Origin of the sequence: Pseudomonas sp. EA_65y_Pfl2_P74 (genome assembly GCF_963970575.1) — a bacterium.
Taxonomy (GTDB): Bacteria; Pseudomonadota; Gammaproteobacteria; order Pseudomonadales; family Pseudomonadaceae; genus Aquipseudomonas; species Aquipseudomonas baetica_A.
This window is the reverse complement of record NZ_CAXAOQ010000014.1, coordinates 38,208-58,064: the sequence shown is the minus strand read 5'-3', so window position 1 is coordinate 58,064 and position 19,857 is coordinate 38,208. Positions and strand designations below refer to the sequence as shown.

Annotated in this window: 16 protein-coding genes; 4 read left to right on the top strand and 12 right to left on the bottom strand. The window is 61.0% G+C overall.

Annotated elements, in window-relative coordinates; all coding sequences use genetic code 11:
- Window positions 1-15: 15 nt before the first annotated feature.
- The 5 genes from bufA2 to hflK (AACY18_RS13395) all read right to left on the bottom strand — a co-directional run bounded on the left by bufA2 (window position 16) and on the right by hflK (AACY18_RS13395) (window position 6,337).
- Window positions 16-267, bottom strand: a complete 252-nt coding sequence (gene bufA2 / locus AACY18_RS13415; RefSeq protein WP_339431461.1) for a BufA2 family periplasmic bufferin-type metallophore — start codon at window positions 265-267, stop codon at window positions 16-18.
- A gap of 109 nt (window positions 268-376) precedes the next feature.
- On the bottom strand, window positions 377-2,284 hold the full coding sequence (locus AACY18_RS13410) for a heavy metal translocating P-type ATPase (protein WP_339465140.1): 1,908 nt from the start codon (window positions 2,282-2,284) through the stop codon (window positions 377-379).
- A complete protein-coding gene (gene hflK / locus AACY18_RS13405) occupies window positions 2,281-3,342 on the bottom strand; it encodes a protease modulator HflK (RefSeq protein WP_339465139.1) in 1,062 nt (353 codons plus the stop codon). The genes AACY18_RS13410 and hflK (AACY18_RS13405) overlap by 4 nt, the downstream gene beginning before the upstream one ends.
- The gene (gene hflC / locus AACY18_RS13400; protein ID WP_339465138.1) at window positions 3,339-4,379 is read right to left on the bottom strand and encodes a protease modulator HflC; all 1,041 of its coding nucleotides are present in this window, start codon (window positions 4,377-4,379) and stop codon (window positions 3,339-3,341) included. The genes hflK (AACY18_RS13405) and hflC overlap by 4 nt, the downstream gene beginning before the upstream one ends.
- Window positions 4,376-6,337 carry a protease modulator HflK gene (gene hflK / locus AACY18_RS13395; protein ID WP_339465137.1) on the bottom strand — a complete coding sequence of 654 codons (1,962 nt, stop codon included), beginning with the start codon at window positions 6,335-6,337 and terminating at the stop codon, window positions 4,376-4,378. Before hflK (AACY18_RS13395) ends, hflC begins: the two co-directional genes overlap by 4 nt.
- 211 nt (window positions 6,338-6,548) lie before the next feature.
- Here hflK (AACY18_RS13395) and lpdA point away from each other — a divergent pair, with 211 nt between their 5' ends.
- Complete coding sequence (gene lpdA / locus AACY18_RS13390; RefSeq protein WP_339465135.1) at window positions 6,549-7,949, top strand: dihydrolipoyl dehydrogenase; 1,401 nt, start codon at window positions 6,549-6,551, stop codon at window positions 7,947-7,949.
- A gap of 162 nt (window positions 7,950-8,111) precedes the next feature.
- On the opposite strand, the gene AACY18_RS13385 is transcribed toward lpdA, so the two are convergent.
- Window positions 8,112-8,585, bottom strand: a complete 474-nt coding sequence (locus tag AACY18_RS13385; protein WP_221731842.1) for an Lrp/AsnC family transcriptional regulator — start codon at window positions 8,583-8,585, stop codon at window positions 8,112-8,114.
- A 144-nt stretch (window positions 8,586-8,729) separates the two neighbouring features.
- Between AACY18_RS13385 and AACY18_RS13380 the strand changes: the two genes are divergently transcribed.
- Entirely contained in the window at window positions 8,730-9,359 is a 630-nt protein-coding gene (locus AACY18_RS13380; RefSeq protein WP_339465133.1) for a LysE family translocator, read from the top strand.
- Here AACY18_RS13380 and AACY18_RS13375 read toward each other — a convergent pair.
- The 6 genes from AACY18_RS13375 to AACY18_RS13350 all read right to left on the bottom strand — a co-directional run bounded on the left by AACY18_RS13375 (window position 9,356) and on the right by AACY18_RS13350 (window position 17,548).
- On the bottom strand, window positions 9,356-11,494 hold the full coding sequence (locus AACY18_RS13375; RefSeq protein ID WP_339465131.1) for a hypothetical protein: 2,139 nt from the start codon (window positions 11,492-11,494) through the stop codon (window positions 9,356-9,358). The two genes, AACY18_RS13380 and AACY18_RS13375, sit on opposite strands and share 4 nt — an antisense overlap.
- Entirely contained in the window at window positions 11,481-12,665 is a 1,185-nt protein-coding gene (locus AACY18_RS13370; RefSeq protein ID WP_339465129.1) for a DUF3142 domain-containing protein, read from the bottom strand. Before AACY18_RS13370 ends, AACY18_RS13375 begins: the two co-directional genes overlap by 14 nt.
- A 62-nt stretch (window positions 12,666-12,727) precedes the next feature.
- A complete protein-coding gene (locus AACY18_RS13365) occupies window positions 12,728-13,543 on the bottom strand; it encodes a class I SAM-dependent methyltransferase (protein WP_339431452.1) in 816 nt (271 codons plus the stop codon).
- Window positions 13,537-14,691: an acyltransferase family protein gene (locus AACY18_RS13360; protein ID WP_339465128.1), complete on the bottom strand. Its 1,155-nt coding sequence runs from the start codon at window positions 14,689-14,691 to the stop codon at window positions 13,537-13,539. The genes AACY18_RS13365 and AACY18_RS13360 overlap by 7 nt, the downstream gene beginning before the upstream one ends.
- Entirely contained in the window at window positions 14,688-15,989 is a 1,302-nt protein-coding gene (locus AACY18_RS13355; RefSeq protein WP_339465127.1) for a glycosyltransferase, read from the bottom strand. Before AACY18_RS13355 ends, AACY18_RS13360 begins: the two co-directional genes overlap by 4 nt.
- Window positions 15,983-17,548 carry a glycosyltransferase gene (locus AACY18_RS13350; protein WP_339465125.1) on the bottom strand — a complete coding sequence of 522 codons (1,566 nt, stop codon included), beginning with the start codon at window positions 17,546-17,548 and terminating at the stop codon, window positions 15,983-15,985. The genes AACY18_RS13355 and AACY18_RS13350 overlap by 7 nt, the downstream gene beginning before the upstream one ends.
- 426 nt (window positions 17,549-17,974) lie before the next feature.
- On the opposite strand from AACY18_RS13350, the gene AACY18_RS13345 reads away from it, so the two are divergent.
- Together AACY18_RS13345 and gmd are read left to right on the top strand one after the other, a co-directional pair.
- Entirely contained in the window at window positions 17,975-18,889 is a 915-nt protein-coding gene (locus tag AACY18_RS13345) for a GDP-mannose 4,6-dehydratase (RefSeq protein ID WP_339431448.1), read from the top strand.
- Window positions 18,886-19,857 (top strand): GDP-mannose 4,6-dehydratase, encoded by a 972-nt coding sequence (gmd, locus tag AACY18_RS13340; protein WP_339431447.1) that lies wholly within the window; start codon window positions 18,886-18,888, stop codon window positions 19,855-19,857. The genes AACY18_RS13345 and gmd overlap by 4 nt, the downstream gene beginning before the upstream one ends.

Below are 19,857 nucleotides of genomic sequence, written 5' to 3'. Positions count from 1 at the left end.
GCACTTGCCGGTCAGTTATTCGCCGACCTTGCCACCTGCTTCTTCGCAAGCCGCTTGAGTCATGGCTTTGAAACCCTGGCCTTTGCAGGAGCCTTGGCTTTTGCAAGCATGGTCTTTGGTTTTGCAGTCGTTCTGGCCTTTGCAGGCAGTCACGCCGTAGCAGTGAACGTTGGCATCAGCGGCCATCGCATTGGTGGCGACACCGGCAAACAGAGTGGCAGCGGCCAAAGCGAGAGCGGCACCAGCAGCAGCGGTCTTGATAGTCATTTTTCTTATCCTCGGTAATCGTCAGGGATGTCGGCTGGACGGTTTGTTCAGTCCCGACATAGCACTAGAGAGCGCTACCCCGACGGCGTTACAGAGGCCTAAAAAAAACTTAAATATCTTCTCTGAGCTTGAGCAACGGTTCCTGAAAACGCAGCAAACGCCCGGCGTTGCCCAGCACCAATAGCGTACTGAGGTTATGCAGCAACGCGGCAATCATCGCCCCGGCGGCACCCAGCCAGCCGAATGCGGCAAACACGACGATGGCCAGCGTCCAGCCCAGACCGATGATCACGTTGACCTGCAATGTCCTGCGGCACTGACGGCTTAGTCGCACGCAGGTGCCGAGCCGACGCAGATCACTGCCGATCAGCACGATGTCCGCCGAGGCCAACGCGATATCCGCACCACCCGCCCCCATCGCGACGCCAACCACGCCAGCCTTGAGCGCGAGCGAGTCGTTGATGCCGTCACCCACCACCATGGGCCGGAAGCCGTTGTCGATTTCCTTGAGCACGCGATTGAGCTTGTCCTCGGGCAAGGCTTGGGCTTGAACCTCCTGCAGGCCGACATCCCTGGCCAAGGTCTGGGCGACGCTTTGCCGATCACCGGTCAGCAACAACTGCCGGCCCAGGCCCAGCTCTCGTAATTCGCCAAGTGCAAGACGCGCTTCCGGTTTAACCGTGTCGGCCAACAACAACCACGCGAGAAACTCACCGTTCAGCGCCAGGCCGGCAATCGGCCCGTCATGTTCAGGAACCGGCGTTGTGGCGATAGCCAATTGCGCGAACAACTCCGGCCGCCCGAGTGCCGCCTCGCCCTGCCTGGTCGTGGCGACAACACCAAGCCCCTGCCGCTCGTGAATATCGCTAAGCGACAAGTATTCTTCCTGGGTAACCAGCCCGGCAAGCGCACGACTGACCGGGTGACTGCTCGCCGCGCCAAGACTGGCAGCCAGCGCCATGACAGAGGATGAATCCGCGCGAGCACTGTCGATCGACTGCAAGCGTAAAGTGCCGTAAGTCAGGGTCCCGGTCTTGTCGACCACCAGGGATGTGAGGTCGGCCAGCTCTTCGAGGAACGCCGAACTGCGGATCAGTATCCCGTGGCGCGCCGCCACCGCAACACCGGCAATCGCCGTGGCCGGTGCCGACAACACCAAGGCGCACGGACACGCCGCCACCAGCACCGCGAGCATCGCCTGCGCATCGTGGGTGATAAACCAGGTCACCGCCGCCAGCAGCAACACCAGCACCATGTAGCTGCCGGCATAACGTTCGAGCAACCGGGTGATCGGCGGCTTCGAGCGCTCGGCGTTTTGCATCAGTGCGATGACTTTACCCAGGGTCGACTCATCGCCCGTACGGGTCACTTCGACGCGCAGCAAACCGTCGAGATTGATCGCGCCACCGAACACGGTCATACCGACACCCGCCTCAACCGGTACGGACTCACCGGTAATCGACGCGGTGTCCAGGCTGGCTTGACCGAAAAGCACCCGGCCGTCCGCCGGGATGCGATCACCGGCCCGCACCTCAACCATGTCGCCGGATTTGAGCGTGCCGTTGTCCACTTCAATGATCGAACCGTCAGCCTGAATCTTGCGCGCATGGCTGCGGGTCAATTGACCGAGGGCGTGAATTGCTTCCTGCGAACCGATGACACTGCGCTCCTCCAGCACATGACCAAAAATCATGATGATCGGCAGCAGCGCCGCCGTCAGCAGATCGCCCGTCGCCCAGGCCCCCATCATCGCCAGGGCAATCAGTTGATCGGTAATGCCGTGCAGGCTCGGATAACGCAGGCTGTACCACGCCGAGCGCATGACCGGCACGGCCACCAACACAGAAGCAAAACCGAGCAGCAACTGACTGACGCCGGTTTGTTCCGGCACCTGCCAACGCCAGATCAGGCCCAAGCCAAGCAAACCCAGCGCGAGCATCGCCAAGGTCAATTGCCTCGCGGCGCGGCGTTGTTCGGCCGAGGACAACAGGCTCGGTGCAGCAGTGGTCGCACTCATTTACTGGCTCCCTGAATGATCAGGCGCGAATCGTCTTTCGGATCGACCGTGGTCACCGATCCGGCCTGACCGAGAATCTTCGGCATGCGCTCACGGTAAATCCGCAAGAGCATTTGCGGGTCGGTGCCTTGTTGCTGCGCCTTGGCCAGACTCAGCACTGTGGCGGTGTCGGCGGATGCTTTGGCCAAGCGTTCGCCGGCCTGGGCATGGGCAACCTGCAAGGTGCGATCGGCTTGTTCATTGGCGGTTTGGGTGAGTTTTTCGGCGTCTGTACGCGCATTGGCCACGGCTTTATCGGCTTGTTGGCTGGCGGTCAAAACCGCATTGAAGGCACTGACCGCTGGGCCTGGCAGACTCGATTGCACATCGACCCGCGCCACTTCAATCCCGATGCCCTGACCGCTCGCCTTCAACTCGGCCAAGCGTTTGTTGATGCCTTGCACCAGATCACCGCGCAACCGTTCACGGCGTTCAGCGGCCTGACTGTCGGCGCCGATCAGTTCCGGGCGGGCGACCAGAATGGTGTCCAGATCGCGCGCGGCGGTTAGCGCCACGGCACTGCGTGTGACCAGACGATCCAGCGCCGGCAGCACATGATCCCCCTGAATCACGAAGTCATACGGATCGGTCACCTTGTAAAACACCCGCACATCCAGCTGCACCACGCCCGCATCACCGGTCAATAAATAACCAGATCCGGCCAGCGCATCGCTCAAAGGCGTGGCGAAAGAGGCGACCCGGTCGGCCTTCAGCGCCTCCTCCGAGCGCAGAAGATTCTCCACTCGACGCTCGATCACCCGATCCGCCGCTGGTAGCAAAACCACCTGCTCGAACGGCTGCGGCCACGCCAATAACAGGCCAGCATTCTGAACGCGATCCAGCGCGCCAAAATGCAAAACCACGGCGCGATTCTGCGGGTCGATTTGCCGCACATTGGAAAATGCCCAAGCCAATGCGGCCAACACCGTCACCGCATACAGGGCAAGAAAGGCCAAACGTCCTGCCTGAATCCATGGGCTGTTCAGCGAATGTGTTCCACGTGGAACTTCTTCACTCATGGCTGCGATCCGGATTTACTGTCGAGATTGGGAGGGCCATCGACGAGCACGCGGAATGGCGCGGCATCGGTGCGCAGGATCAGTTTGGTGCCTGGCGTAACGATGGTGCCGAGGGTGTCGAGTGAACGCAGCAAGTTGTAAAGCTGCGGAGAACCGGCATAGGCGCGGCCGTAGATTTGCGCAGCTTCGACGCGCGATTGTGCTTCGATGTCCGCCGCTTTCACCGTTGCGTCTGCCTGAACAATCCGGGCATCGCGCTCGGCGGCAGAGCGGATCTGCGCCGCTTCACGCTTGCCGATGGCCGTGCGCTCAGTGGCGATGGTTTCACGCTCAGCGCGCATCCGATCAACGGTGGCGGTGAGCGTCACCGACGGCAACGTCAGCCGTTCGATGCCCACCTGCACCACGCGCACACCGTAAGTGGCGAGCAATTGCTGATCGATCTGCTGACGCAATTGCGCTTCAAAATCAGCAATGCGTACCTGACTCGCGTCGGTGTTCACCAGGCTCGCCAGATCAAAACTGCTGGCCGTGGTCTCGAGTGCCGAGCCGACAAACGTGCGGATCTGCCGGGCGGCTTCGTCCGGCTGGTTCTGCACCGCACGCATGAAGCGTTGCACATTGTCCGGATCACCCTGCACCTGCCAAGCGACGTAAGCCTGAACAATGATGCGCAAACCGTCGCGGGTACCGACATCCTGCAAGCCGCTGGAGGTGGTACGAAGGCGCAGATCCACCGGAATCGCCGCTTCGAACGGCGCCGGCCAGCGCCAGCTCAATCCTGGATCAAGCAACACCCGCGATGGGTTTCCGAAGCGCGTGATCACCGTGGCTTCACCGGAGCGAACTTGCACCAGGCTCGCAGCCGCAACGGCGAACGCGACCAACAACACCGCCCAACCCATGCGCCGCCATGGAAAGGGACCGGCTTCAGCCGGATCACCGTGGTGGTGATGTCCATGGTGATGGTGATGCCCGCCGTGGCCGTGATCGTGGCCGCTGTGGTCATGATGATCGTGAGTGTGCGACTGGCTCAATGGGCAACTCCTGGTTGAGCGGTGGTGCGCGCGGGCGTCGGGTCAGCCGGCAGCGTGAACGTTCGCAAGTCGATGGTCGGCGCGTTGCTGCTGCCACCCAGACGATGGTCAAGAATAAGCAGTTTGGCTTTGCTCAACCCAAGGCTCAGTTGGCTGAGGTATTGCTCCAGCACAAAGGCCTGGCCAGCACTGGCAAAGGCTTTTTGCTCAGCGCTGAATTTCAGATCCGCCGCCTGCGCCGTCGCGTTGATTTCACGCGCATTGGCGCTGGCCTGGTCGCGAGCAAGGCTGGCCTGCAACTGCGCCTGATTGCTCGCCTCTGCGGCAGCGCCACGCTCACGGGAGATCAGCGCCTGCGCACCGATCTGCGCGGCCTGCACACTGTGATAGGCATTGGCGGCACCGGCCGGCGGATGAATGGCCTCGACCACCGTGGCGAGAATCTCCACACCGCTGTCGAGTTTCTGCAGGTCACCTTGCACGGCACGACCGATCTCTTCGGCCAGCCCTGCCCTGTCCTCTCCGAGCAAACCGTCGAGGGTTCGCGAGGCGAAGTCGTGCACCAGAATCCGGCTGGCGGTGCTGCGAATCAACGTCGGCACATCGGCGCTGTTGTAGGTGGCGGCGAGCGCTGCCTGATCGCTCAGACCAATGCGATAGATGAAACGCACGTCCATGTTGACGATCTGAAAGCTCTGCTGCTCGCCACGGCGGCTGGCAATGACCTGGGACTTGTCGTTGACATGGCTGGCGTCCCACAAACGGTTGGCCGTCATCGGCGCCGGCCCTTCAGCAGGGTCGAGTTGAGCCGGTGCCGGGTTCTCACCGACACTGGTTGCCAATTCATGTACCACACCGTTTTCAACGCTCAACACGCGCCCCAACGGCCACGGCAAACCCGCGTGCAAACCGGGGCCGAAGACCTGCACCGGTTTACCGAAACGCTCGTAGATGCCCCGGCCTTGCAGTGGAATTTCGTGGAGGCCGGTCAATAACCAGCCCACCGCCACCACCAACGCCAACACTGGCAAAAACGCCCGGCGCATGTAACTGAACGCCCAGATCTGACGCAGATCGATACCGAAACGGTTGTGCAATTCATGCTGCAACGCGAGCAACGGCTGTGGCGGCCAGCGCAGCATGTCGGCGACAAAACTGCGGGCAAGCAGTGTCGGCTCAAGCTGTTCACGACGGGGACTGAACACCGACAATACGGCGCGCAATAGCAACTCGATCGCTACCATTGCCGGCAAGATACCCACCAAAACTGCCAAACGAATTGGCCACACCGCCTGCTCACTGGCGAACAACAAACACAGCGCGCCGAGTACCAGACTGATGATCGCCACGCGGGTCAGTTGTGCCAGCGATCCTGCTTCAGGCCATTGGGCAGGATTTTCCTGCGCCAGTTGCCGCTCCATCACCAGCAAACCGAACGCCAGCAGCAACGCCAATGCCGCACCGACCGTGGCAGACAATCCAACCGCCGCCGGTGCAAGTGCGAGGTTCCACACCTGCTCGATGCTGAGCATCACCAAGAGCGCCCAGCCGCCCAGCCACAAAGTCGCTGCGCCGATCTGGCCTAGCAGGTGCAAACCGCGCTGACTCAGGCGATCCAACAATCGTTCGTACCAGCCATTGGGCCCAGGCGGCACTTCATCAGCAAGCGCCGTTGGCGCCAGCGGATTGATCACCCGCTCGCGCCATTGCGTCACCCACCAGGCCGATTGCAGCCCGGCAACCAGCACCAGCAACGCCGCGCTTTGACTCACCAACAGCGGCAGCCACACCGATTGCGGCGCAAACAGCGCGACAAAAAACGCCAGAAGCCAACCCACCCCGGCCACGGCACCGAGACCGATCGCCACCCTGCGCAATCGTCGACCTTGTATGGCCGCCTGCTGAAAGCGTGGCAATCCGGTCACTTGCGTGCCATCAATCTCCAGATCGACTTGCATATCACCCCGAAATCACTGGTTCACTCTTCATATCGTTACGATATAACGAAAAGCGTGAAATATTCGTACACAATCACGTTTATTCAAAAACGCTCAACCTGTCGCTTGCCTGAAGCCTTGACCGAAATACCCGGAAACGCACATATTACGTCCGTAATTTTATTCGAGAACTACCTTTAGCCATCCGCATCCATCAATGAGGAGCAAGCGCATGAGCAACTATGACGTGGTGATTCTGGGCGGCGGTCCCGGCGGTTATAACGCGGCCATCCGCGCTGGGCAATTGGGCCTCAAGGCTGCCTGCGTTGAAGGCCGGGCGACCCTCGGCGGCACCTGCCTGAACGTCGGCTGCATGCCATCCAAAGCCTTGCTGCATGCCTCCGAGCTGTACGACGCGGCGATGGGCGCGGAGTTCGCCAATCTCGGGATCGAGGTCAAACCGACGCTGAACCTCGCACAGATGATGAAACAGAAAGACGAAAGCGTGACCGGCCTGACCAAAGGCATCGAGTTTCTGTTTCGCAAGAACAAGGTCGACTGGATCAAAGGCTGGGGCCACATCGACGGCCCGGGCAAAGTCACGGTGACAGGCGATCAGGGCAGCACGATCGAGCTGACCGCCAAGGACATCATCATCGCTACCGGCTCCGAGCCCACTCCCCTGCCAGGTGTCGACATCGATAACAAACGCATCCTCGATTCCACCGGTGCGTTGTCCCTGAGCGAAGTGCCAAAGCATCTGGTGGTGATTGGCGCCGGCGTGATCGGTCTCGAGCTCGGTTCGGTGTGGCGGCGTCTCGGCGCCCAAGTCACCGTGGTCGAATTCCTCGACCGCATCTGCCCCGGTGTCGATGCTGAGGCTGGCAAAACCCTGCAGCGCTCGCTGAGCAAACAAGGCATCGCGTTCAAATTGAGTTCCAAAGTCACCAGCGCCACTTCATCGGCCAACGGTGTTCAACTCAGTGTCGAGCCAGCGGCCGGTGGCACCGCTGAGTTACTGGAAGCCGATTACGTCCTGGTGGCGATTGGTCGCCGGCCCTACACCCAAGGCCTGGGCCTGGAGAACGTCGGTTTGAGCACCGACAAGCGCGGCATGCTGGCCAACAAGCAGCACCGCACCGAAGCGCCCGGCGTGTGGGTGATCGGCGACGTGACCTCAGGCCCGATGCTCGCGCACAAGGCAGAAGACGAGGCGATGGCCTGCGTCGAGCAGATTCACGGCAAGGCCGGTGAGGTCAATTACGATCTGATCCCTAACGTGATCTACACCAAACCGGAACTGGCCAGCATCGGCAAGACCGAAGAACAGCTCAAGGCTGAAGGCCGCGCCTACAAGGTCGGCAAGTTTCCGTTCACCGCCAATAGCCGGGCGAAGATCAATCACGAGACCGACGGTTTTGCCAAAGTCCTCGCCGACGAGCGCACGGATGAAGTGCTCGGCGTGCATCTGGTCGGCCCGAGCGTGAGTGAAATGATTGGCGAGTTTTGTGTGGCGATGGAGTTCAGCGCATCGGCCGAGGACATTGCCCTGACCTGCCACCCACACCCGACCCGGTCCGAGGCGCTGCGTCAGGCGGCGATGAATGTGCAGGGGATGGCGACGCAGATGTAAGCGCTGGCAGGACCATCGCCTTCGCGAGCAAGCCCGCTCCCACCCTGGGAATGCAATCCTCTGTGGGGGCGGGCCCTCAATCATGTAGAACTGCACGATTAAGCAATCTGTGGTTTAAAAAACTGAACCCCTACAGTTTGCTCGCCAAACGAGCCACTCGGTCTAGAGCGCAAGATGCCCCAACGGCAGCGCCCCCGGCGTCTTCACGGTGTGAATCGCGAAGTTGCTGCGAATGTCGCTCACCCCCGGCAACTTCAACAGACACCCCGTGAGAAAGCGGTCATACGCCCGCAGATCCGGCACCACGACCTGCAGCAGAAAATCCGACTCGCCTGACACCAGAAACGCCGAAATCACCTCGGGCAATGCCGTGACCGCCTGGTAAAACGCCTCGGCCTGTTCCTCGTTGTGTCGCTCGACCTTGACCCCGACAAACACCGTCAGCCCCAACCCCACCTCATCGCGATCGAGATTGGCCTGATAGCCGCGAATCACTCCCGCCTCTTCCAGCATCCGCACCCGACGCAAGCACGGCGATGCCGAGAGGCCGATTTCATCCGCCAGTTCGACATTGCTCAGGCGTCCGTCCCTTTGCAGAGCGGCGAGAATCTTGCGATCAAAGGCGTCAAGTTTCATGTTTGGCAGATTCCGATAGTCATGTCGCTTAAAGCCAGCAGGTTATGCCAATTCCAAGCGCATTTGAAGCTGACTACGCAAGCACCTGCCCCACACTTCGGCCCTAGACTGGCGTCACCGAATCGCCAATCAAAGGGGTGTAGCGTGGCAAGTCTCTGGCTGTTTTTCCTGGCATTGGCGGTGGTCTATTTGTTGCCCGGTCCGGACATGATCCTGTTGCTGCAGACCGGCGCCCGTCAGGGACGTGGCGCGGCACTGGCCACCGCGATAGGCCTGGCGATTGCCCGAAGCTGTCATGTGGCGTTGGCGGCGTTGGGGCTGGCGGCGCTGTTCAAGGCTGCGCCATGGACGTTCGAAGTGGTACGGCTGGCCGGGGCGGCGTATCTGTTGTGGATCGGCATTCAATGCCTGCGCAGCACGCTGGTGCCGAACCTGAATCCCAGCGACATTGCCGAGACTCGCGGGCAATGGCGTGAAGCGATACGGCGCGGCCTGCTGACCAATCTGCTCAACCCCAAGGCGTTGCTGTTCTGCTCAGTGTTGTTGCCGCAATTCATCGTCGCCGACGGCGCACCGGTACTGGGCCAATTCGCCCTGCTCGGCGCGATGCTGGTCGGCGCAGGCTTGCTGTTCGACAGCGCCTACGCCCTGACCGGCGCCGCACTGGGCCGTTGGCTGCAACACAGTCCAACGGCTCAACGCGTGCAGCAGTGGCTGTTCGGCGGCCTGTTGATCGGCTTCGCCGTGCGCCTGGCGTTTATCCAGCAGGCTTAGCCTTTGCGCACCTTGCGCTGGCGCCGGGTGATCAGCAATAACGCGGCGCCGACACCCAACACAATCGCACCGATCTGCACCGGCCACTTGTACGGCCGCAAGGTGTCGCGCACGGCATCAGTCACCTGGGTAACGTAACGCTTATCGGCGTTCTCGAAGTCCGGGTATGGACATTGATTGCCGAAATCCACAGCCCACGGCACGTACGGCCCTTCCTTCACATAACGCTGATACAGCGCGCTCAGATCGTCCGGGCTGCTGTTCCAACCGGCGGCGTTGCACAGCACGGCAGCAAACGCCTGACTGGTGTGCGGCAGATTATCGGCGGCTTTGCGGGCCAGTTCGGTGGCGACGAAACGGTAGTGATAACGCTGATCCGGCTGCGCTTCACTGGCTTTCTGACGTTGCAATTCGGCGTCACTTACCAGAGGACCGACTGTAAGTTCGGCCGTCTCCAGGCTGTAGTTGCCACCGAACGTGGCGTAGTCCGGGGCCATCTCGTAACCGAGGATATCCATGCCCCACTCGCGGGCCGTCCACGCTGCGTTGTACAGCGCACTGGCGCGCTTGGTCGGCCACCACGCGGCATCAGCCTTCATTCGTTGCTCGCCGTAGAGCCGGGCCTTGTTCTGCAGATCGGCACTGTCGAAATACCCGACCGCCTGCGCGTAATGGCCTTCGCGCAGCAAACGTCGACCGAGCAGATCGCGCAGGCGTACAGCAACCGGCAGCGGCACATAGTTGTCACGTTCCTGCTGGGTCAGCGCCGGCGGGGCCGGTACGTTGTCATCGACATACTGTTTGAGTTCATCGACCGTCAGCACACGCTCAGCGACCGTCGCGGCATCAAACCAATAGAGGTCATTGCTGCGATACAACTGCACAAAGGCTTGCAGGTATTCGCCCCGTTGCAACGCCAGAATCGCACTCTCGCCCTCGACCCGGCATTTGGGCTGCACACTTTCATACGCCCAGTCCGGCGTGCGTCGATAACCCCAGTCTTCGCTCTGCGGAAAGGCCTGCGCCGCTTTGGCGTAGGCCGCGGCGGCAGCGTTTTTATCGCCATCACGTACCGCCAGTTTTGCCCGTAACCACCAGGCCAGTCCGCCATCGCCCGCGTTCTCGAGGAAGGCCTTGGCGCTGGCGTAATCACCCTGTTGATAATTCAGCGCCGCCAGCCGGTCGGCGTTTTCCAGGCTGCCACGCGTGCTGTTCTGCAGCAGTTTGATGAGTTTTTTCTCGTTCGGCGGTTGCTCATCAAATGACCAGCCGACGCGACTGATCAACGACGCCGTGACCAGTTGTTGCACCGCTTTGCGTTGCAGCAGCTTCGCCAACTCGGCTTCGGGCAACTCGGCCAGTTCATTCATCACCTGTTTCAGCGAGGTGTAACCCACGGCGGAACCGTGCAGGTTTTGCGCTTCGTACAGTTCGATGGCGCCACTCCAATCGCCAGCGGTGCGCAACACCCGCGCCTCTTCACCAAGGCTGGCAACGCCCAGTTCCAGCGGGTCACTGAAGCCGTCGATGCTCATCTGCCGGGTTTGACGGAACGCTTGGCGCGATTGCTCAAGCGCCTGATCTGCGTCGTCCACCTCGCGGCTCATGGCAAACCAGGTGCGCCCCAAGGAGTACGCGGCCCACGTGCTGCGCAAGGGACGTTGATCGGCCGGCAGCGCCAGCAACTTGCCAAAATAGTCGACCGCCCGTTGATGATCGCCCGTGGCAAATGCCACCGCGCCCGCCACGTACAAACGCACTTCCGCCGGCAGGCTGGCGCCCTGCACCTCAACCTGACGCGCATCGGTCAGACCACGCAGTTGCTTGACCAGCGTTTGCTGTTCGGCGCTCAAGCCGGCCTGTTCGGCTTTATCGCGTGCCTCATTTGGCTCGCTCGCTTCACCGTACAGATCATTGGGATTGTGTGTGGCGGCGGTGACGTTTTTCAGCCCGGCGATGGTTTTGCCGAGGCGGCTGACCTCAAAGTTGAAGTTGCCTTCAGGCAGTTCCGCCAGCGTCTGCCCACGATTGTCGAGCAGGCGCATGGGGAAGTCCGGGCCGCAGGCCAGCGCCGAACCCAGCGGCAGGCTGAGGCTCAGGCAGAGCAGATGGCGGGGCCAGTTACGGGTCAACATGCGAACCTCCTTGATCAATAATTGCGCAACGCGCCCAACCGATGGCGCGCTGCCCGTCCGCAGGCAAGCGGCCGGCGCGCAAGCGGGTGAAGGTAAGCAGATCACGACTTTGTTGCAACGAGTATCCGGCGAGCGCATCGGCGCCTTCGCAGTCCCGGGCTTTAAGGGTGATGCGGGCGGGCCAGGCGCTGTCGAGGTTGCCGACATTGGCGAGGCTGATGTCGTAAAGGCCATTCTGTTCGCTGAGGCTCAAGCTGAGTTGGCTGTGCAGCGCATCACCCCGGGCAACGGCGCGCAGCGTGGTCAAGCTCCAGGCGCGGCGGTCGTTGGCCAGCGGCAAGCGAAACCAGATCAGCCCAGCCAGATGCGCAGGTGGGGCCTCACGCAATTGCTTGGCGAGTCGGCTCAATGGCACGGGATCGGCAAGCAATTCGCGGCGCTGACCGCCGCGCTCAAGCGGCACTTCGCTTTCCACCACTGGCGCGCCACCGGCATCCGGCAACAGCGCCACCCCATAGGCCGGCAGCGCCAGATAGAACGGCTTTTCAGAGACGTTGCCCCAGGCTTGGGCCCAACGCTGCGCCTGCTCAGCGTCGAACAGACCGCGGCGCGGGTCACTGACGGCATGCACTTGCAATACGCTGCTGTCGACCGAGGCCAGCAATGTCGGCAGTTGTGCACTGTCGAGCCACGCCGGCAGCGCGGTCATGCTCAGGGGTAAAGACGCCGGCAGTGCCGAACGCAGATGACTGAGAAATTGCGCGTAGGCTGGCAGCCGCGCATTCCCGGCATCGTGGTCGATCTCCACGCCACTGAGGGTCAGGCCCAACGCCTGCCAATCATTGACCAGTTGAAGGATCTGCGCCGTAACCTGCTGTTGATCCAGCCCCTTGAGTTGGCCGTCGAGACGAATCACCGCGATCAACGCGCGCCCATCGCTCTTCAGCAACGCAGGATCAATACGTGCCCGGCTCCATCCGGCGTTCGGGAACGCTTGCAGCGCCAACACCCGCAGGGTGGAAAAATCACCTCGGCTCTCGCGCAACGCCGCCTCATGGGCCGGCGTCCACTGGCGTTGCCAGACGTAGAGTTGTTGATCGAGCGGCGGCGTGTCCTGCTGTTCGCAAGCGGACAGCAAGATCAGTGCAACCATAACCACAATAAACCGCATACCTTGCTCAATCCCTGACAACTCAAGGCTGCAAGGTTACACAAAACCCTGCGTCAAAAGGTTCAAGGCTTGCGGGCAATGATCACCTGACTTTTGGCCACCACCGCATCCAGTGCCTGCTTGATTTGTGCCCCTCGTGGCGAGTCCAGCACCGCTTGCCAGGTGTCGGCCCAGTGGTTGAGCAACGGATGATCCGGGTTACCGAAGTCGACTTTGGCCTCCCAGAACAACAACATCCACATCGACCAGTAAAAGCCGTACTGGCTGTGGCTGATGACTTCCAGCCCCGCCTCGCTGACCATCGCCTTGAATTGCGCTTCGCTGATGATGCGGATGTGATTGGGCTTCTGGAAATACTCTGCGGCGGCGATGTCTTTTTGCAGGTCTTCGGAGCTTGGGTGCGGCACGCTCAACAGGTACAGCGCGCCCGGCTTGCCGACGCGCACCAGCTCCGCAAGAAACTGCGCAGGGTCGTCGACGTGCTCGATGACTTCAGTCGACACCACGCGGGTTGCCGTAGCGTCGGCAATCGGTAGCGGGTTGCAGTCGGTGACGTGGCATTCGATGTCGCGTGCCGGGGTGTCGCTCAGGCGCTGACGGGTGGCCTCGACCTTGGCGCCGTCAATGTCGGCGATGATGATCTTCGCCCCGCGCATGCCACAGAAATGCACGTTGCCGCCGTCACCACAACCGACGTCCAACAGCGTGTCATCGGCCGTCACCGCAAAGCCCTTGAACAGCTCGCCGGTTTCCTGATTGAACCAGCCGCTGAGCATTGCATCGTGCAGGCCGAGCATGTACGGGTCGGTCTTCTCGGCGGCCGCAACAGGGGCCGGTGCAGGCGTCGACGCCGTCAGTTTCTTGAAAAGGCTCAGCATGAGGTGGCTCCAGTGGATGAGACGGCGGTTCGCGAGGTACCGAGGCGTTTGACGAACGCGGCGCCACGGTTGCGCATGGGCATTTCAATGAAACGGTAATTGAGTTCACTGAGCAGCGCGATCAGGCCGAACGCCAGCAACAGCGTGATGACCGGGTGTCCCGCGGGACTCGGCAGGCCAGCGCTCTGCAAACGGAAGATCAGCTCACGCACCAGTTGATAGGCCGGAATATGGATCAGATAGATCCCGTAGGAACGGCTGCCGACCCATGCCAGAGAGCGCTGCACGCCCCCGACAGGCATCAGGTAATCACGGTTGTACGAGGCGATCCACACCAGCAGCGCGCCGAGCACAGCGATCGAACCGATGCGGTAATTGGCAAACGTGAAGCGGTCGGTGGCCATGAAGCTCAGCAACAAACTGATTACCAGCAGCGCGCAAATTCCCGCCCAGGGCTTGCGCAGAAATGTCGGTTCCCAGCGCTGATAACTCGGCTGTGCGCTCCACATCGCCAACAAGACGCCCAAGGCCAGGGCGTCGGTACGCACCACCATCAGCAGCGGGGTGCGCAGCGTGAAAAGCTGCACGGCGACCAGCGTCAGCAATGCCCACACCAGATGTTGACGACAGAGCACAATCAGCAGCGGGAACAGCAAGTAGAACTGCTCCTCCAGCGACAGGCTCCAGTAGACGAAACTGCTGCCGTATTCGTAATGAAAGAAGCTGTCGGCAAAGCGCAAGTTGGCGTATTGCAGCACCCCAGCCAGCGTCGCTTGCAGGTTGGCGTACAGCGTACCGAACGCCCCCGAGCGATTGAGAAGAACGCACGCCAGCAGCATCAGTGCCAGCCACAGCCAGGCTGAAGGCAATAAGCGAAAGGCACGGCGCAGCCAGAAATTCCGTGTCTGTACCCAGTATTCCTGACGGGTCGTGCAGACCCGCAGCGCCGGAATCAGGCTACGGGCTATGACGAATCCGGAGATGGCAAAAAAGAGATCGACGCCCCACCACGGTTGCGCCCAGCCATGGATTTTTTCCAGCAACGGCACCGAATCAGTGAACAGGCTGCCCTGTAAGTGATGAAACAGCACCCCGAGCACGGCGATGGCGCGCAGGACCTCAATGTCCATGATCCGTTTGCTGTTCATGATTCGGGAGCTTGCGCGACGCCAGCGCAGCGCTCGAACAACTGCGCGAGAAAGACCTGCAAACGCTGCTCGGCCACCGCCTGACTGCAAAACCCTTGCAGGCTGCTGACGGCTTGCGCCGACATCTGTGCATAGCGTGCCGGATCGTTTTTCGCCACGTCATAACTGGCTTTATAGGCTTGGCACAGTGACGCCCAGTTAGTCACGTAACGCAGCGTGCGGAACGCCTTGCGCGGATCGTGAGGCCAGGCCGTGAGTTCGTCGGTGGATTCGATCAGGAACGCATTATCGGCACTCAGGTAATCGATCATCGCCGTGGTACGCGGGGCCACCGCCGGTTTGCCACACGACATGAACTCCATCAGCGGCAGGCACTGGCCTTCGCCGTAGGAGGTATTCACGACATAGCGGGTCGCCTGCACCAGTCGCTCGTAATCGGGATCGGCAAGGTAACCGTAGATCAGCACGATGCGGCAGCGATAAGACTGATTTTTGTACAGGTGATGGAGGATGTCGCTGAGTGCTTCTTTGGCATCGTGGTGGGTGAGTTTGAGCACCAGCGTGGCGTCGTCGACGTCGCGAAAACTCACGCAGAAAGCGCTGAGCATGTCTTCCCAGTTCTTGCGGCCATCGCCCGGATTGAACACCGAGGTATACACCACACCGTCGAGCACCAGCTCCTGCTCGGTAACCGGCGCGGCAAAATCAATGCCTTTGCCGCGGCGCAAAGGTTTGGGCCCGAACGCATTCAGATCAAGTACGCGGCTGTCGACCACCAGACCTTTGATCTTCAAGCGAAACGATTGCCCCTCAGGATGCCGCTGCAACGGCGCACCCCGCGCCGCGAAACGATCCCAGACTGGCGCCGGCACCGCGACGATAGGGTAAGCCGCGCCCATCGCCTCGCGCACTGCGTTGACCGTATAACTGGAGTGAGTGATCGCCGCCCCGCAGGCGTGCAGCACGGTACGCCAGTCGTTGCGCGGTTCATCGGCAAACGCTTCGTTGGGGATGGTGCTGAACTCCCAGGCAAACACCGGCAGGGTCGGACAGGCCAGTTGCACCGGCGTGCGGTGGGGCGGGGAAAACGACAGGAACACGCAAGGTTCGCCACGGCCCAGGCACTCGCGATAGAGCGCGTCGACTTCACGCGGCGGATCGGCAACCTCCACCACCCGTCCAAGCCGTTCAAGCACCGGACGGTATTCCTTGAGCACGAAGTAATAGCTGTACTCCGAACGCCCGAGATTTTGCGCGATGGTGTGCTGGTTGGTTTCCGAATGAATGATGATCAGCATGAGGCGCTATCCGTCACTGTCGCAGCATCGGCGACTGGCGCTACCGGCCCGAAAAAATCCGCCATGCGTTTTTGCACCGGGGCGAAGGCACAGTAATCGTGCATGCGTTGCACTGCAGCAGCAGACATGCGCTGATAATCCTGCGGCTGTGTCTTGGCCATCCGGTAGCTCTGTTCGTAAGCGTTTTTCAGCGATCCCCAATCAGGGCGGTAACGCAGAGTGCGGTAAATGATGCGCGTGTCCTGTGGCCAGATGGTCAGCTCTTCGCTGGACTTGACCACAAACGCTACCGCGTCATCGATGTAGTCTTCCATGGCCGTATGATCCGGTGCGATCACCGGTTTGCCGCTGGACATGAACTCCATCAATGGCAGGCACAAGCCTTCGCAGCGTGAGGCGTTGACGTAAAAACTGGCAGCCTTGTAGAGCCCGGCGTACTGCGCATCGTCCAGATAGCCGTGCATCACTACCACCCGGCAGGCGAACGGCGTGAGCTGGGCGAGCAACGTCATCAACTCGTTGTAGTAGGACGCCAGATCGTTCTGGGTGATCTTCAACACCAGTGTCGCGTCGCTCGTTTGGCGAAAGGCCCAGCAGAACGCGGTGACCAGATGATGCCAGTTCTTGCGACCATCCTTGGGGTTGAACACGCTGACGTAGACCACACCGTCGACATGGGTCTGGACCACTGATGTGGTGTCCGGCAAATCCACCGGCAGCGGTTCATCCACGGGCACCGCTTGCGGGCCGCAGACCACCGCAAAGCGCTGTTCGAGCCAGCCGTGAAGGTTGTCCGAGACCAGGTCGCGAATGCCTTCCCAATACCAGTTGTGCAGAAACTTCACCCGAGGCACCGGCTCTGCTTGCTCGCGCCCCTGGTCTAGCGCCCACAGCCGCAGGTAATGCCGGGCGATGACCAAGCGCCGCTTGAAGGTCAGCGGTGGCGGGCGGGCGGCTTCAAGCGCGGCTTGCTCCTCAGGCGTCAGTGGTTTGGGGATCAACGCATCGGCAGACAGTTCGAGTGTGCGCGTATCGAAAATGCAGCCCTTGATCGCCAGCGTTGCACCCGGATTGACTGGCACAGGGACATGCTGCTGACGAACCTGCGCGTACTGCTCCCACAGCGGTGTCGGCAACACCAACACCGGAAAGTTTTCTCCCATGGCCCGGCGAATGGCCCGGGCAGTATGGCTCGACAGGGTGATGACCCGCCCCTGACGAGCGAGCATCTGCGTCCAGTCCTGTCGCGGATCGTTGTCCCACGACTCATCGGGGATCGAATCGAACTCCCACGCGACCACGCAAATCGTCGGGCATTGCAGGTCGACCGGGGTTTTCTGTGGCGGGGTGAATGACAGGAAAACGCTGTCTTCGCCGGCGGCGAGCCGTTGCCGATAAAGCGCATCGACGTCGGCAGTGGACGACACCACATGCACGCGCCCAAGGCTTTCCAGCACCGGGCGATAAGCCTTGAGCACGAAGTAGTAGCTGTATTCAGGACGCCCGAGGCTCTGGCTGATGGAGCTGTCGTTGACGTCCGAGTAGAGAATGAAATTCATGGCATCCCACGATGAAACTGCCGTCCTGGCCGCTTCATGCTATGACGACCAGGCGTTGGATCAAGTCGGCATCACCGAGACTTGTCCTTCGTCATCCAGCACGTCTTCGTTCTTGTTTTAGTGGTCGGTTTCACTCAGTTGCACACCCCTCTGGCGAACCTTGGGAGATGGCGACGAGGGGCATTCTAAACACATCCATCGCGGGTCCGGGAACCGCCCGGCGAGAATAAATCCAGCTACGCTAACGAGAACTGACCGGTCACGGTTTGGCCAGTTGAAATTGCTGCTCAATTGGCACAGATTGGTGCCAAACAACTACAACAACAGACTTCGCCTGTAGTCTTCCCGGTTTTTCCTCCGGTCTGACAGACCTTCCAACAAAGCCTGTAGGAAAGTGGCGCAAGTTCAAGACCAAGGGGTCGCTGTTTGAAAAAGCGTCTGTTCATCACGGGTCTCAGTGGATTCGTGGGACAACATATTCAGTCACGTCTGGCTTTGCCCGATTCATCGTGGGAGCTGCTGCCTGCCGCATCGCCCTACGACCTCACGAATGCGAACAGCCTTGTCGACCTGTGGCCGCAAATGCCCGATGCGGTGATTCATCTGGCCGGCCAGACCTTCGTCCCCGAAGCGTTCCGCGATCCGGCCCGCACCCTCGAAATCAATGTTTTCGGCACCCTCAACCTGCTGCAGGCGCTCAAGGCTCGTGGCTTCGCAGGCACTTTTCTGTATGTCAGTTCCGGCGACGTCTACGGCCAGGTGGGCGAAAGCGATCTGCCGATTACCGAGCAACACACCCCCTGCCCGCGCAACCCTTACGCCGTGAGCAAACTCTCGGCGGAGTTCCTCAGCCTGCAATGGGGCTTGAGCGAACACTGGCCGGTGCTGGTGGCGCGCCCGTTCAACCACATCGGCACCGGGCAGAAAGACAGCTTCGTCATCGCCAGCGCTGCACGCCAGATCAATCGCATCAAACAAGGCCTGCAAGCCCCGCAACTGGAAGTCGGCGATATCGACGTGACGCGTGATTTCCTTGATGTCGGCGACGTCGTATCGGCCTACTTCGCCCTGCTGGAAAAAGGCCAGCCGGGGCAGGTTTACAACATCTGCTCAGGGCGCGAGCAAAGCATTCGCAGCCTCATCGAACAGTTGGGCGATCTGGCCGAAGTCCAGATGCAACTGGTTCAGGACCCGGCGCGCATGCGTCGCGCCGATCAGCGCCGCGTTTGCGGCAGCCACGCAAAACTGGCCAAAACCACCGGATGGTCGCCAGTCATCACAACACAACAATCCCTGCGGGCGATCCTGTCCGACTGGGAGACGCGAGTACGACAAGAATGACAAAAAGTGCATTGATCACAGGGATCACCGGACAGGACGGCGCGTATCTGGCCAAGTTGCTGCTCGACAAGGGCTACAAGGTTTACGGCTTCGTGGCGCGCCGCAGCAGCGATTCGCGCTGGCGCTTGCGCGAGATGGGCGTCGAAGCCGACATCGTCTATCTGGACGGTGACATGGCCGATGCCTGCTCGGTGCAGCGTGCGGTTATCAAATCGGCGCCAGACGAAATCTACAACCTCGCCGCACAGAGTTTTGTCGCGGCCTCCTGGGATCAACCGGTGACCACCGGCATTGTCGATGGCCTCGGCGTCACGCATCTGCTCGAAGCGATCCGCCAGTTCAGCCCGCACACCCGCTTCTATCAGGCATCGACCAGCGAAATGTTCGGGCTGATCCAGGCTGAACAGCAGGACGAGAACACGCCGTTCTACCCGCGCAGTCCTTACGGCGTGGCCAAACTGTATGGCCACTGGATCACCGTCAACTACCGCGAAAGTTTCAATCTGCACGCCAGCAGCGGCATCCTCTTCAACCACGAATCACCGCTGCGCGGCATCGAGTTTGTTACCCGCAAGGTCACTGACGCTGCCGCCCGCATCAAGCAGGGCAAACAGCAGGCGCTGGCGCTGGGCAACATCGACGCCAAACGCGACTGGGGGTTTGCCGGCGACTACGTCGAGGCCATGTGGCTGATGCTGCAACAGGACAAGCCTGACGATTTCGTGGTCGCCACCGGTGTCACCACCACGGTGCGTGAAATGTGCCGCATCGCCTTCGATCACGTCGGCCTCAACTACCGCGATTACGTGAAGATCGACCCGGCGTTTTTCCGCCCGGCCGAAGTCGAAGTGCTGCTCGGCAACCCGGCCAAGGCTCAGCGCGTGCTGGGCTGGAAGCCGAAAACCGACCTGGACACCCTGATCCGCATGATGATGGATGCGGACATGAAACGCGTCGCCAAGGAGTAG